Here is a 13,647-nt window from a genome sequence, read left to right as displayed (position 1 = left end):
GTGATGTTCGGTCGTCTCAGTACCCGTAGCGCGCCCGCGAGAGCGGCGAGGTCGGGTCGAGATAGTCGACCGCCGACAGGTCGACCGTGACGGCGCTGCGGCGGGCGCCGATGAACGGGCCGTTGGTGATCGGGTCGGGCAGGATGCCGGCACCGCCGAAACGCTCGCGGTTGGCGATGTAGGGCGGCGAGTTCAGGTAGGATGCGGTGATGAAGTGCGGGTTGGTGGCCGGGTTGCCGGTCGCGCCCGAATTGGCCTCCACCACGTTGCCGGCATCGAGCCAGCTGCGCGGACGCACGCGGATCGCGAGGCCCTGGCCATCCTTGTAGCTGCGGATGACGTAGCTGTCCTGCGCCTGAGAGGCAGCGGTACCGGCGCCCAGGGTGGCGAGGGAGAGAAGCCCGGTCAGGGCGAGAGTCTGGAAGCGCATGCCGCACCTTTGCTGATCGTCGCCAGGGTAGCGCCGCACTCGTTAAGAAACGACGCTTGTGTGGAAAGAGACGTGCGAATGCGGCCGAGGTTCCCGATCACGGCGGGTCGGGTCGCGAATGCCGCACTCTCGCCGCATTCTTTCGAACCGCTTTGCGCAGGGTCGGCATCGCCGCGGTGGTGGCCGGCTCCTCCGGCGGGCAGGATGCCGAGCGGGGCTCGGCCAGCATCGCGGCCACCGCCGCGGACGGCCGGGCTCCCGGCTGGGCGCCGAGGCGCTCGACCGTGCAGGCCACGGCCTGCGGCTCGGGCAATTGCCCGAGCGGGGCGCAGAGCCAGCCTTCGAGCCGCAGGGCCGCACCGATCCGGAACGCCGTGCAGGCGCGCCGCCCCTCGGCATCGGCCAGGGTCGCGTCGACGGTGTCGAGGGTGCCGAACCGCGTCGCGAGCTGGCCGCGCTCCCCGGTACGCGCCACCGAGAGGCCGCCGGCCTCCGCGGCCCGGCGGGCCAGGGTGACGAACAGGCTTCCCTCCCCGTCCGGCTCGGACGTCTCGGTGGCGACGAGGCGCAGGAACGGCGCCTCGTGCACCCCGAAGGTGCCGGCGGTCAGGATGTCCTCGCGCAGGCCGGCCTGCACCCGGGCGCTGCCGGTCGCCTCGCCCAAGCGATAGCGGTCGGCGGCGACCTCGTTCCAGACCGGCGGCGCCAAAGCCGGGGCAGCGTAGCGCGGCACGAAGGCGGCCTCCCGGGCGACCGGCGGGTCGGCTTGAGGATCGGCCTGGCGCCGTTCGCTGGCGAGCACGCTGAGCAGCGCGATCACCGAAGCGGCCCCGATCGTCCGCCGGGCGACGCGCCGGCGCCAGGAGCGCCGCGGGACCGCGCGGGGCAACGGCCGCGGCATCAGCGGCTCGACCGGGCCGATGTCCCGTGAGAGGGCGCGCGCCGCCCGCGCCAGGGCGGCGTCGTCGAAGTCCGGCCTCTGCCGCACGGGATCGCTCCTTACGGTTGCGCGTGATCGCGAAACCAGGATCCCCTCGCATTTTAGCGATTTCGTTGACCCGCCCCGACTTGTCCCCGGCGGAGCGACCGCAGAGTCACCAAAACCCTAACAGGTGACGGCAGGCGGAATCTGTCGCCGTCACACGCTCGCGGCGCTTGACAGGCGGGTGCGTTCGGGCTGTTGCTTCCCGCGCTCGCGCACCCCATCTCGGGTGTCGCCTTTTCCGAGGACTGACCGCGCCATGCGGCCTGTGTCGACCACGACGAAACGCAAAGCCACGACGGCGATTACCGCCGCCGGCTGAAGCCTCGCGTCGTCCTCGGATCCCTCCCCGTCCGTGGCGGACGGAGGCCGGGCTCTCGAGAGCCCGCCTGAGATCGTCCGGGGAGGGTCAAGTCCGAACTGGAGCGATTGAGATGGGTTACAAGGTTGCCGTCGTCGGAGCCACCGGCAATGTGGGCCGCGAGATGCTCGACATCCTGGCCGAGCGCGCCTTCCCGGCCGATACCGTGGTGGCGCTCGCCTCCCGCCGCAGCCTGGGCCAGGAGGTCTCCTTCGGCGACAAGACCCTGAAGGTCCAGGCCCTCGACCAGTACGACTTCTCCGACACCGACATCTGCCTGATGTCGGCCGGCGGCGAGACCTCGAAGGAATGGTCGCCCCGCATCGGCAGCCAAGGCTGCGTCGTCATCGATAACTCGTCGGCCTTCCGCTACGATTCCGACGTGCCGCTGATCGTGCCGGAGGTGAATGCCGACGCCGTGGTGGGCTTCACCAAGAAGAACATCATCGCCAACCCGAATTGCTCGACCGCGCAGCTCGTCGTGGCCCTCAAGCCCCTGCACGAGGCCGCCACCATCAAGCGCGTCGTCGTGGCGACCTACCAGTCGGTCTCCGGCGCCGGCAAGGAAGGGATGGACGAGCTGTTCAACCAGACCCGCGCGGTGTTCACCGCCGGCGAGGTCAAGATGCAGAAGTTCACCAAGCGCATCGCCTTCAACGTCATCCCGCACATCGACGTCTTCATGGAGGACGGCTCCACCAAGGAAGAGTGGAAGATGGTGGCCGAGACGAAGAAGATGCTCGACCCCAAGATCAAGCTGACGGCGACCTGCGTGCGCGTGCCGGTGTTCATCGGCCACTCCGAGGCGGTGAACGTCGAGTTCGAGCGCCCGCTCTCGGCCGAGGAAGCCACCCAGATCCTGCGCTCGGCGCCCGGCATCCTGGTCGACGACAAGCGCGAGAACGGCGGCTACATCACCCCCCACGAGGCGGCGGGCGAGGACGCGACCTACATCTCGCGCATCCGCGAGGACATCACGGTCGAGAACGGCCTGTCGTTCTGGTGCGTGTCGGACAACCTGCGCAAGGGCGCGGCGCTGAACACGGTCCAGATCGCCGAGGTGCTGATCAACCGCAAGCTGATCCAGCCGAAGCAGAAGGCCGCTTGAAGCGCGCTTCTGCCGTGAAGCGGGAGCGCATCCCGTAAGGTCACGACCTCTATCCGGCCCGTCTCCCGCAAGGAGGCGGGCCGTCTTTCGTCGAAAGGGAGAACGCCCCATGGCCCCCACCATCCTGTCCGTCCGCGACGACACCCTGGCGCTGCTGGAGCGCCTCGGCGTCCCGGCCGCGGCCTTCGCAGAGGAGGGCCTCCCGGCGCGCTCGCCGGTCGATGGCGGCGTGGTGGCGACGGTCCGCGAGACCACCTCCGACGAGGCCGAGGCGGTGATGGCGAATGCGGCCCAGGCCTTCCTTGCCTGGCGCCGTGTACCCGGCCCGCGCCGCGGCGAGCTGGTGCGGCTGCTGGCCGAGGAGCTGCGCGCCCACAAGGACGATCTCGGCCGGCTCGTGACCCTGGAGGCCGGCAAGATCCTCTCGGAGGGCCTCGGCGAGGTCCAGGAGATGATCGACATCTGCGACTTCGCGGTCGGCCTGTCGCGGCAATTGCACGGGCTCACCATCGCCACCGAGCGGCCGGACCACCGCATGATGGAGGTCTGGCACCCGCTCGGCGTCTGCGGCGTCATCTCCGCGTTCAACTTCCCCGTGGCGGTGTGGTCGTGGAACGCGGCTTTGGCCCTCGTCTGCGGCGATCCGGTGATCTGGAAGCCGTCGGAGAAGACTCCGCTCACCGCCCTCGCCGTCCATGCGCTCGCCATGACGGCGGTCAAGCGCTTCGGTGCGGACGCGCCCGACGGCCTGCTCGGGCTCCTGATCGGCGGCCGGGACCTCGGCGAGCGGCTGGTCGATGACCAGCGGGTGGCTCTCGTGTCGGCCACCGGCTCGACCGCGATGGGAAGGCAGGTGGCGCCGAAGCTCGCCGCCCGCTTCGCCCGGGCGATCCTGGAGCTCGGCGGCAACAACGCCGCTATCGTGGCGCCTTCCGCCGATCTCGACCTGGCTTTGCGCGCCATCGCCTTCGCGGCGATGGGCACCGCCGGCCAGCGCTGCACCACCTTGCGGCGGCTCTTCGTGCATGACAGCGTCTACGATGCGCTCGTGCCGCGCCTGAAGGCCGCCTACGGCTCGGTGCGGATCGGCGATCCGCGCGATCCCGCCACCCTGATCGGCCCGCTGATCGACGTGGCCGCGGCCGACGCCATGGCCCGCGCCCTCGACGAGGCACGCGCCATCGGCGGCACGGTCCATGGCGGCGAGCGCCTGCGCGACATCCGCGGCGAGGCGGCGGCCTATGTCCGACCGGCCCTCGTCGAGATGCCCGAGCAAGCCGGCCCGATGCGCCGCGAGACCTTCGCGCCGATCCTCTACGTGACCCGCTACCGCGATCTGGAGGAGGCGATCCTCGCCCAGAACGCGGTCGCGGCCGGCCTGTCCTCGTCGATCTTCACCAAGGACCTGTCGGAGGCCGAGACCTTCCTGTCGGCCTCGGGCTCCGATTGCGGCATCGCCAACGTCAATATCGGCCCGTCGGGCGCCGAGATCGGCGGCGCCTTCGGCGGCGAGAAGGAGACCGGCGGCGGCCGCGAGGCGGGCTCGGATTCGTGGAAGGCCTATATGCGGCGCGCCACCAATACCATCAATTACGGCAAGACCCTGCCGCTGGCGCAGGGCGTGACGTTCGAGGTGTAGGGCGCACCAAGCGCCGCCCGCTCACCACGACGAGAGGGCGGCGCGTTTCCAGGTATTGGCGGCGACGCAGGTATAGACGAAATCGGCGTCGTGGGCCCAGTCGCCGGCCTGGCACGGGGCCTTGGACGAAGCCGGCGTCGCGAGGGGCGAATTGAGGAGGCCGTTCGCGGTCACCCGTGCTGGGGTTGCGGTGAGGGCGGCCGCTCCACCCTGTACGTAGCGAAGCGCCCCATCGGCATAGGACAGGCAGCCGTCGAGGCTGTTGAGGCAGAGGTTCTGCCCTGCACCGGCGATGAGCGCGTAAGGCATGGTGCCCTGGCTGGTATTGACCCCGCTGAAATGCGACCCGGCGATGTTGACGCTCGTGATCGCGCTCGTCCCGTCATAGAACGTATTGTCGCGGATCAGGTGGGCGCCCTGATAGAGGTGCCCGTTGATCATGTTGTAGGTCTCGCGCGTCAGGGTCACCTTGGATCCGGTCGCTGTCGCGGGCTGGTTGAGCGTCGCGGTACCGGAGGACTGATTGACCGCCGCCGGGTCGCCGCCGATCGCCGCGACCGTCGCGAGGCCGGCGAGGCCGGGACCGCTGAGGCGGTCGCCGACATGGAGCTTGCCCGAGAACGTGATGCTCGGGCTGCCCGCCCGGGTGGTCGCGGTGACCGTGGAGGGCGCAGGTGCCTCGCCCGACCACAATTCGGCGGCGGTGATCGGAAAGCCCAGGAAGGTGCGGAACACCGAGGCCGCATTGCCGAGCTTGCCGCCGGGCAGGTACGGCCCGTTGAAGTTCGTCATGTCGATCTCGGTGTTGTAGTGGGACTGCACCCCTGTATTGGCCAGGATGGTGAGCGCCGGATTGAACGCCCAGGTGTTGCCGCCGCCCGGCCGCACGATGGTGGGCACGTAGAGCGCCACCTTCTGGCCGTGGTTGGTCTGCGGTCCGGCGCCCGTCATGCTCTCGAAATTGACGACGAGCCCGGATTCCTGACGCATGTTGCCCTGCGTCGTCCGCGCCTGGATGAGCTGCTGGGCGAGCTGGATGTAGGTCCGATCCCCCGGGGGAGGCAACGGATCGGCCATGTTCTCCGGACCGATGCCGACGCTGGCCGCGAAGGGGATTTCGATCCTCGGGGACGCCTTCGTCGTGTAGCAGCTCTGCTGCGGCGACGAGGTGCCGTCGACGTAGCCGGTCCAGGCGCCGGTGTCGCAGGCGCCCGCGGCCGTCGCGCCGGCCCTGGCGGCGGCTCCCGCATCGCGGCCGGGAACCGGCCCGATATCGAGCTGGGCCAGATCCACGCCGCCCCGGTGCGGGGCCCGGGACACGCCCTGGGCGAGCGCGGAGGCGAGCGGCGAGACGAGGGTGGCGGACAGGACGAGGATGGACGTCAGGCGGGTCATCGGGCTCCCGGGATGCTCGCGGCAACGGCGCCGAGCCGTCGTGCCTGCCGTCATATGGTGCCACGCGAGACCCGGGCGAAGGCCGATGAGCAGGCCCCGACCGAGCGCGCGCCGCCGGACCGGGCGATCCGGCGGCGCACCCCCTCTCACGCCGCCGGCATCGCCCGCTCGATCACCCGGGCGAACAGCGACACGCCGTAGGGCGCGGCCTGGTCGTTGAAGTCGTAGGCCGGGTGGTGCAGGCCCGCACCCGGACCGGTGCCGAGGAAGATGTAGGCGCCGGGCCGGGCGTTCAGCATGTAGGAGAAATCCTCCGCGCCCATCATCGGCTGCACCGCGCGCTCCACCGCGCCCTCGCCCGAGACTTCCGCCGCGACGTCGGCCATGAAGCTCGACCGGCCCGGATCGTTGGCGGTCACCGGGTAGCCGCGGCCGTAATCGGCGGTCGCCGTCGCCCCGAAGGCGGCGGCGACGTTCGAGGCCACCTGCGCGATGCGCGCCTCGCACAGGTCGCGGACGCTCTCGGAGAGGGTGCGCACCGTGCCGTTGAGGATCGCGAATTCCGGGATCACGTTGAAGGCGTCACCGGCCTTCACCTGGGTGATCGAGATCACCGCCGACTCGATCGGGTCGATCGTCCGCGAGGTGATCGATTGCAGGGCGGTGACGATGTGGGAGGCGACCAGCACCGGATCGATGCAGTTGTGCGGCGCCGCCGCGTGGCCGCCCTTGCCGTTGACCGTGATGGTGATCCGGTCGGCCGCCGCCATGATCGCGCCGGGGCGGATCGCGAAGCTGCCCAGCGGCAGGCCCGGCATGTTGTGCAGGCCGTAGACCTCCTGGATGCCGAAGCGCTCCATCAGGCCGTCCTTCAGCATCACGTCGGCACCGCCGCCGCCCTCCTCGGCCGGCTGGAAGATGACGATCGCCGTGCCGTCGAAGTTGCGGGTCTCGGCCAGGTACTTGGCGGCACCGAGCAGCATCGCCGTGTGCCCGTCATGGCCGCAGGCGTGCATCTTGCCCGGCACCGTCGAGCGGTGGGGAACGCCGCTGGTCTCCTCGATCGGCAGGGCGTCCATGTCGGCCCGCAAACCGATCACCTTGCCCGAGCCGGTGTCGCGGCCGCGGATCACCCCGACGACGCCGGTTTTCCCCAGTCCGGTCACCACCTCGTCGCAGCCGAAGGCCCGCAGCCGCTCGGCCACCAGGCCGGAGGTGCGGTCGAGGGCGAACAGCAATTCGGGATGCTGGTGGAAGTCGCGGCGCCAGGCCGTGATCTCGTCGGAGAGGGCGGCGACGCGGTTGATGACGGGCATGTGACAATACGCTCATGGTGGGGCGGGAACGGACGCGCAGGATGCAACAGGCAGACCGGTCCGCGGTCAACTCCCTCGCGCGACTCGCGAATGTCGCGGATCCGGCGCCGGGCGCATGGCGCCGGCCCGGTTGGCCCGGGACTTGTTAGAGCCGCACGATCGTTCCACAGCGCCTCGGCCCCTGGCCGGAAAGGCCGGGACGGTGCATCATTTTTCATCATTCCGCCGTCGCCTGCGGCGTCGGAAGATGCTCTAACGCGCTTGAACGCCCCTTTCGCCCCCGCGGAGTGTCCTCGTCGATGTCGCCTGTGAAGTTCCGTCCGCTGCTGGCCAGCCTCGCCGCCACCGCCCTCGTGGCGATCGCCGGCGCCGCGCCGGCCGCGGCCGCCAACACCTTCCGGTTCGCCTTCCAGGGCGACCTCAAGTCCCTCGACCCGTACACCCTCAAGGAAACGTTCACGATCGCGGCGCACGGCGCGGTCTACGAATCGCTCGTCACCCGCGACAAGGACCTGAAGCTGGTCCCGGGCCTCGCCGAATCCTGGGAGACCCCGGAGCCGACCCGCTACCGCTTCCACCTGCGCAAGAACGTCAAGTTCCACGACGGCTCGCCCTTCACCGCCGACGACGTGATCTTCTCCGCCGAGCGCGTGCGGGCGCCGGGCTCCAACTTCCAGACCAACGTTCCGGCGGACGCCACCTTCGTGAAGGTGGACGACCACACCGTCGACATGGTGCTGAAGAACCCCAACCCGATCGCCCTGTACCAGTTCGGCAACTGGTACATCATGTCGAAGACCTGGGCCGAGAAGCACGATGCGCTGAAGCCCACCCCGGTCGCCGCGACGGCCCCGAGCTACGCCGCGCTCCACGAGAACGGCACCGGCCCGTTCGTCATCACCGAGCACCAGCCCGGCGTGCGCACGGTGTTCAAGAAGTTCGACGGCTACTGGGGCAAGGTCGAGTCGAACCTCGATGAGGCGGTCTTCACCACCATCAGCAACGACGCCACCCGCGTCGCCGCGCTGATCTCGGGCGAGGTCGACTGGATCGACCCGGTCCCGCTCCAGGACCAGAGCCGCGTCAGTTCGAGCAACAACGCCGTGGTGGTGAACGCCCCCGAGCTGCGCACGATCTATCTCGGCATGGACCAGACCAGCGACGAGCTGCGCGGCTCCAACGTCAAGGGCAAGAACCCGTTCAAGGATGTGCGGGTGCGCGAGGCGTTCTTCCGCGCCATCGACGAGGATGCGATCGTCAAGCGCGTGATGCGCGGGCAGGCCACCGCGGCCGCCCTGCTGATCGCCCCGCCGCTCTTCCCGCTGGCCGGTGACTTCAAGCGCCCGGCCTACGACCCGGCCAAGGCCAAGGCCCTGCTGGCGGAAGCCGGCTACCCGAACGGCTTCGAGGTGCCCCTCGACTGCCCGAACGACCGCTACGTCAACGACGAGGCGATCTGCCAGGCCGTGACCTCGATGCTCGCCCGCGTCGGCGTCAAGGTGAACCTGATCGCCCAGCCCAAGGCGAAGTACTTCGCCAAGATCCTCAAGCCCGCCTTCGACACCTCGTTCTACATGCTGGGGTGGACGCCGTCGTCGATGGACTCGCACAACATCCTGTACGAGATCGCCGGCTGCCGCACCGACAAGGCCTCGCCGCGCGGCACCACCAATCTCGGGAATTACTGCAACCCGAAGGTGGATGCGCTCGCCGACAAGATCGAGCGCGAGACCGACCAGGCGGCCCGCAACCAGATGATCAAGCAGGCCTACGAGATCGTGATGAACGACTGGGGCTACATCCCGCTCCACCAGCAGGCGCTGGCCTGGGGCGTGTCGAAGAAGGTCAAGCTGGTGCCGCGGGCCGACAACCAGATGATGCTGTACTGGGTGTCGAAGGAGCCGTAAGCGGCGCCTGAATCACAGGGCGACCGGGCCGCGCATCCCCTCTCCCCGTGGGCGGGGAGAGGGTCGAGCCCCCCTTGTCGGGGGCGAGACGAGGCGGCAGCGGAGGGTGAGGGGGAGGTGCCGAATGAGGCTCCTCCGGGCCCCCCCCCCTCACCCTCGCCCTTCGGGCTCCCTTCGCACCCGACGAGGGGTGCGAAGGCCTCTCCCCGCCCGCGGGGAGAGGAGATCCCTGTGCCTTTTTTGTTGACGGAAGAATGCGTTAGCCGTCCCGCATCCTTCGCGTTCGAACTCCGAGGCCTCTCGGACCACACCAGAACACAAGAACCCCCTCATGCTCGCCTTCATTCTCCGCCGCCTGCTGCAATCCATCGGGGTGCTGCTGGCGGTCGGGCTGATCGCCTTCGCGATGTTCCGCTTCGCCGGCGATCCGGTGAACCAGCTCGTGGCACCCGATACGCCCTATGCCGAGCGGTTGCAGATCCGCCAGAGCCTCGGCCTCGACGATCCGGTGCTGGTGCAGTTCGCCCGCTATGCCGGCAACGCCGTGCGCGGCCAGTTCGGCAACTCGTACCAGTTCCGCCAGCCGGTCTCGACCTTGCTCGCCGAGCGCATGCCCGCGACGCTCGAACTCGCGCTCTGCGCCACCCTGTTCGCGCTCACCGCCGGCATCCTGATGGGGGTCTATTCGGCGCTCCGCCGCGACAGCGTCGGCGCCAAGCTCGTCCAGGCCATCTCGCTGATCGGCGTCTCGCTGCCGACCTTCCTGATCGGCATCCTGCTCATCTTCCTGTTCTCGGTCACCCTCGGCTGGCTGCCGTCCTACGGCCGCGGCGACACGGTGCGGATCGGCTGGTGGACCACCGGCTTCCTGACGGTGTCGGGCTGGAAGGCCCTGATCCTGCCCTCGATCACGCTGGGGCTGTTCCAGATGACGCTGATCATGCGCCTCGTCCGGGCCGAGATGCTGGAGGTCCTACGCACCGACTACATCCGCTTCGCCCGCGCCCGGGGCCTCACCACGCGCTCGATCCATTTCGGCCACGCGCTGAAGAACACGCTGGTCCCGGTCATCACGGTCGCAGGCCTTCAGCTCGGCTCGATCATCGCCTTCTCGATCATCACCGAAACGGTGTTCCAGTGGCCCGGCATGGGCCTGCTCTTCGTGCAGGCGGTACAGAACGTCGACGTGCCGATCATGGCCGCCTACCTGCTGCTGGTCGCCCTCATCTTCGTGACGATCAACCTCGTGGTCGATCTCCTCTACACCATCGTCGATCCGCGCCTGCGCCTCTCGGTGCGGCGGGCGACGTGAGGATTGTTTGAAGCCCATGGCCTCCCCCGCCCTTCCCGCCGCAGCGCCGCCGTCGCGCCTCGCGCGCTTCCTCGATTCGGATCTCTTCGCCAGCTTCAAGCGCTCGAAGCTCGCGATGGCGGCGTTCTTCGCCACGGTCCTGTTCGTCGCGCTCGCGCTGCTCGCCCCCGTCATCTCGCCGCAGAACCCCTACGACCCGGCCCAGCTCGAGCTGATGAACGCGAGCCTGCCGCCGCTCTGGTACGCCGACGGCCAGGCGCCGTTCCTGATCGGCACCGACGACCAGGGCCGCGACGTGCTCTCGGCGGTGTTCTACGGCATGCGCCTGTCGCTCCTCGTCGGCGTGCTCGGCGTGCTGCTCTCGGGCTTCATCGGCATCGGCCTGGGGCTCATCGCCGGCTATGCCGGCGGCTTTGTCGACACCATCATCATGCGCGTCGCCGACGTGCAGCTGACCTTCCCGGCGATCCTGATCGCGCTCATCGTCGACGGCGTCGCCAAGGCGGTGGCCGGCGGCCACATGGAGGCGGATGCGCAGATCGCGCTCATCGTCGTGGCGATCGGCCTGTCGTTCTGGGTGCAGTATGCCCGCACCGTGCGCGGCTCGGTGATGGTCGAGAAGAACAAGGATTACGTCCAGGCCGGCCGGCTCATCGGCCTGTCGGCGCCGGTGATCCTCACCCGCCACATCCTGCCGAACGTCACCGGCCCGGTCTTCGTCATCGCCACCATCAACCTGGCGCTCGCCATCATCACCGAGGCGACGCTCTCCTTCCTCGGCACCGGCCTGCCGGAGACGATGCCGTCGCTGGGCACGCTCATCCGCACCGGCAACCGCTTCCTGTTCTCGGGCGAGTGGTGGATCGTCGCCTTTCCGGGCCTGGCACTGGCCGGCCTCGTCCTGGCGATCAACCTGCTGGGCGACTGGCTGCGCGACGCCCTGAACCCCAAGCTGCAATGACCGACATGACCCAACCCGTCCTCTCGGTGCGCGACCTGCGGGTCGAGTTCGCCACCCGCCGCGGCGTGCTGACCGCGCTCGACGGCGTCTCCTTCGAGATCAACCGCGGCGAGGTGCTCGGCGTCGTCGGCGAATCCGGCGCCGGCAAGTCGGTGACCGGCTCGGCGGTGATCGGCCTGATCGACCCGCCCGGCCGCATCGCCGGCGGCGAGATCCGCCTCAACGGCGAGCGCATCGACAACCTCTCACCCGAGGCGATGCGCAAGGTCCGCGGCCGGCGCATCGGCATGATCTTCCAGGACCCGCTGACCAGCCTCAACCCGCTCTACCGGGTCGGCCGGCAGATCGAGGAGACGATCCGCACCCACACCGATCTCTCGGCCAAGGCCGCCCGCCAGCGGGCGATCGACCTGCTCGCCGAGGTCGGCATCCCGGCGCCGGAGCGGCGGATCGACGGCTTCCCGCACGAATTCTCCGGCGGCATGCGCCAGCGCGTCGTCATCGCGCTCGCGCTCGCCGCCGAGCCGGAGCTGATCATTGCGGATGAGCCGACGACGGCGCTCGACGTCTCGGTCCAGGCCCAGATCATCACGCTGCTGAAGCGCCTCGGGCGCGACCACGGCACCGCCGTGATGCTGATCACCCACGACATGGGGGTGATCGCCGAGGCCGCCGACCGGGTGGCGGTGATGTATGCCGGCCGCGTCGCCGAGATCGGCCCGGTGGCGGCGGTGGTGGGCGATCCGCTCCACCCCTACGCCAAGGGCCTGATGGGGGCGATTCCCTCCCTGTCGCACGAGGCCGATCGGCTGGCCCAGATTCCCGGCGCGATGCCGCGGCTCTCGGCGATCCCGCCCGGCTGCGCCTTCAACCCGCGCTGCCCGAAGGTGTTCGCCCGCTGCACGGTCGACCGGCCCGAGCCCCTGACGGTCGGCTCGCACCGGGTCGCCTGCCACCTCTACGACGCGACCGGACAGGCCGCCGCATGAAGCCCCACATCGCCTTGAAGCCCGTGATCACGCCCCAGCCCGACTACGTGCAGGTCCGCGACCTGCGCCGCCTGTTCGATGTCTCGCGCCCCTGGCTCAACCGGGTGATCGAGCGCCAGCCGCGCCAGTACCTGCGCGCCGTCGACCACGTCTCGTTCTCGGTCGCCAAGGGCGAGACCCTGGCGATCGTCGGCGAATCCGGCTCCGGCAAGTCGACGGTCGCCCGCATGGTGGTCGGCCTGATGCCGCCCTCCGACGGCGAGGTGTCGATTGCCGGCATCTCGATGACCGACCCGCGCCAGGCCGCCGAGCGGCGGCAGTTGCGCCGGCGCATCCAGATGATCTTCCAGGACCCCTACGCCTCGATGAACCCGCGCTGGCGGGTCGACCGGATCGTCTCCGAGCCGATCCGCGCCTTCGGGCTCCTCAGCGGCGAGCGCGAGATTCAAGCGAGGGTCGGCGAGCTGCTGACCCTGGTCGGCCTGCATCCCGACGACGGCAAGCGCTACCCCCACGCCTTCTCGGGCGGCCAGCGCCAGCGCATCGCCATCGCGCGGGCGCTCGCCTCCGAGGCCGAGTTCCTGGTCGCCGACGAGCCGACCTCGGCCCTCGACGTCTCGGTCCAGGCCCAGATCCTGAACCTGATGCGCGACCTCCAGGACCGGCTCGGCCTGACCTACCTGTTCATCAGCCACAACCTCGCCGTGGTGCGCCACATGGCGAACCGCATCGGCGTGATGTATCTCGGCCGCATCGTCGAGATCGGCGGCGGCCGCGAGCTCTTCACCGCCCCGAAGCACCCCTACACCCGCATGCTCCTCGACGCGGTCCCCGACCTTGCGCATGTCGGACGGCAGCGGGTGCCGGTGCAGGGCGAGATCCCGAACCCGATCAACCCGCCGTCAGGCTGCACCTTCCACCCGCGCTGCCCGTTCGCGAATGAGCGGTGCAAGGCGGAGGTGCCGGTGTTCCGGGATGGGGTGGCGTGTCATGCGGTGGAGGAGGGAAGGTTGATGCCGGGGGGTGTGGCGGCGGTGGCTTAGTTCGTGATGTACCGTGGCTTTTCCAGCCACGGTATTTTTTAAATAATAGATTAGTTGCATTTCTTGAATACGATAATAATCTTAAAATTACCTGTCGTCTAGGAGATTTTATCAATATATATGTTTATCGTTCTACATACGTTACTGCCGCTCTATGAATTATTGGTTATTTATTAAACATCAAATAACATCTATTTAAACTTA

At 69.0% G+C, this 13,647-nt stretch carries 11 protein-coding genes; 7 read left to right on the top strand and 4 right to left on the bottom strand.

The genetic code is table 11. From position 1 onward, the window contains the following. Nucleotides 1-16: 16 nt before the first annotated feature. Together AC3AOF_RS18790 and AC3AOF_RS18785 are read right to left on the bottom strand one after the other, a co-directional pair. Nucleotides 17-430 carry a hypothetical protein gene (locus AC3AOF_RS18790; RefSeq protein WP_236989419.1) on the bottom strand — a complete coding sequence of 138 codons (414 nt, stop codon included), beginning with the start codon at nucleotides 428-430 and terminating at the stop codon, nucleotides 17-19. Nucleotides 431-527: 97 nt separating this feature from the next. Continuing rightward, entirely contained in the window at nucleotides 528-1,418 is an 891-nt protein-coding gene (locus tag AC3AOF_RS18785) for a hypothetical protein (RefSeq protein ID WP_488346170.1), read from the bottom strand. Between the two features lie 428 nt (nucleotides 1,419-1,846). Between AC3AOF_RS18785 and AC3AOF_RS18780 the strand changes: the two genes are divergently transcribed. Both AC3AOF_RS18780 and amaB read left to right on the top strand, forming a co-directional pair. Further along, entirely contained in the window at nucleotides 1,847-2,881 is a 1,035-nt protein-coding gene (locus tag AC3AOF_RS18780) for an aspartate-semialdehyde dehydrogenase (RefSeq protein WP_236989421.1), read from the top strand. Between the two features lie 109 nt (nucleotides 2,882-2,990). Beyond that, on the top strand, nucleotides 2,991-4,520 hold the full coding sequence (gene amaB, locus AC3AOF_RS18775; protein ID WP_488346169.1) for an L-piperidine-6-carboxylate dehydrogenase: 1,530 nt from the start codon (nucleotides 2,991-2,993) through the stop codon (nucleotides 4,518-4,520). Nucleotides 4,521-4,541: 21 nt separating this feature from the next. Here amaB and AC3AOF_RS18770 read toward each other — a convergent pair whose 3' ends face one another. Then, nucleotides 4,542-5,915 carry a hypothetical protein gene (locus AC3AOF_RS18770; protein ID WP_488346168.1) on the bottom strand — a complete coding sequence of 458 codons (1,374 nt, stop codon included), beginning with the start codon at nucleotides 5,913-5,915 and terminating at the stop codon, nucleotides 4,542-4,544. A gap of 146 nt (nucleotides 5,916-6,061) precedes the next feature. After that, a complete protein-coding gene (locus AC3AOF_RS18765; protein ID WP_488346167.1) occupies nucleotides 6,062-7,231 on the bottom strand; it encodes a M20 aminoacylase family protein in 1,170 nt (389 codons plus the stop codon). Between the two features lie 299 nt (nucleotides 7,232-7,530). Here AC3AOF_RS18765 and AC3AOF_RS18760 point away from each other — a divergent pair, with 299 nt between their 5' ends. The 5 genes from AC3AOF_RS18760 to AC3AOF_RS18740 all read left to right on the top strand — a co-directional run bounded on the left by AC3AOF_RS18760 (nucleotide 7,531) and on the right by AC3AOF_RS18740 (nucleotide 13,443). Beyond that, nucleotides 7,531-9,138 carry an ABC transporter substrate-binding protein gene (locus tag AC3AOF_RS18760; protein WP_488346166.1) on the top strand — a complete coding sequence of 536 codons (1,608 nt, stop codon included), beginning with the start codon at nucleotides 7,531-7,533 and terminating at the stop codon, nucleotides 9,136-9,138. A gap of 331 nt (nucleotides 9,139-9,469) precedes the next feature. After that, nucleotides 9,470-10,450, top strand: a complete 981-nt coding sequence (locus AC3AOF_RS18755) for an ABC transporter permease (RefSeq protein ID WP_488346165.1) — start codon at nucleotides 9,470-9,472, stop codon at nucleotides 10,448-10,450. A 16-nt stretch (nucleotides 10,451-10,466) separates the two neighbouring features. Continuing rightward, a complete protein-coding gene (locus AC3AOF_RS18750; RefSeq protein WP_236989427.1) occupies nucleotides 10,467-11,411 on the top strand; it encodes an ABC transporter permease in 945 nt (314 codons plus the stop codon). A 5-nt stretch (nucleotides 11,412-11,416) separates the two neighbouring features. After that, nucleotides 11,417-12,400: an ABC transporter ATP-binding protein gene (locus tag AC3AOF_RS18745; protein ID WP_236989428.1), complete on the top strand. Its 984-nt coding sequence runs from the start codon at nucleotides 11,417-11,419 to the stop codon at nucleotides 12,398-12,400. Continuing rightward, nucleotides 12,397-13,443, top strand: a complete 1,047-nt coding sequence (locus AC3AOF_RS18740) for an ABC transporter ATP-binding protein (RefSeq protein ID WP_236989429.1) — start codon at nucleotides 12,397-12,399, stop codon at nucleotides 13,441-13,443. The genes AC3AOF_RS18745 and AC3AOF_RS18740 overlap by 4 nt, the downstream gene beginning before the upstream one ends. Nucleotides 13,444-13,647 lie beyond the last annotated feature (204 nt).

Source organism: Methylobacterium sp. 142-1Y, from assembly GCF_057747795.1.
Note: the sequence above shows the minus strand (reverse complement) of the source record. Positions and strands in the feature narration are given on the sequence as shown.

Excerpts from the sequence above, each read along its gene's own strand:
- AC3AOF_RS18745 (WP_236989428.1), top strand. The coding sequence starts at position 11,417 with ATGACCCAACCCGTCCTCTCGGTGCGCGACCTGCGGGTCGAGTTCGCC.
- AC3AOF_RS18755 (WP_488346165.1), top strand. The coding sequence starts at position 9,470 with ATGCTCGCCTTCATTCTCCGCCGCCTGCTGCAATCCATCGGGGTGCTG.
- amaB (WP_488346169.1), top strand. The coding sequence starts at position 2,991 with ATGGCCCCCACCATCCTGTCCGTCCGCGACGACACCCTGGCGCTGCTG.
- AC3AOF_RS18750 (WP_236989427.1), top strand. The coding sequence starts at position 10,467 with ATGGCCTCCCCCGCCCTTCCCGCCGCAGCGCCGCCGTCGCGCCTCGCG.
- AC3AOF_RS18765 (WP_488346167.1), bottom strand. The coding sequence starts at position 7,231 with ATGCCCGTCATCAACCGCGTCGCCGCCCTCTCCGACGAGATCACGGCC.
- AC3AOF_RS18760 (WP_488346166.1), top strand. The coding sequence starts at position 7,531 with ATGTCGCCTGTGAAGTTCCGTCCGCTGCTGGCCAGCCTCGCCGCCACC.
- AC3AOF_RS18790 (WP_236989419.1), bottom strand. The coding sequence starts at position 430 with ATGCGCTTCCAGACTCTCGCCCTGACCGGGCTTCTCTCCCTCGCCACC.
- AC3AOF_RS18770 (WP_488346168.1), bottom strand. The coding sequence starts at position 5,915 with ATGACCCGCCTGACGTCCATCCTCGTCCTGTCCGCCACCCTCGTCTCG.
- AC3AOF_RS18740 (WP_236989429.1), top strand. The coding sequence starts at position 12,397 with ATGAAGCCCCACATCGCCTTGAAGCCCGTGATCACGCCCCAGCCCGAC.
- AC3AOF_RS18780 (WP_236989421.1), top strand. The coding sequence starts at position 1,847 with ATGGGTTACAAGGTTGCCGTCGTCGGAGCCACCGGCAATGTGGGCCGC.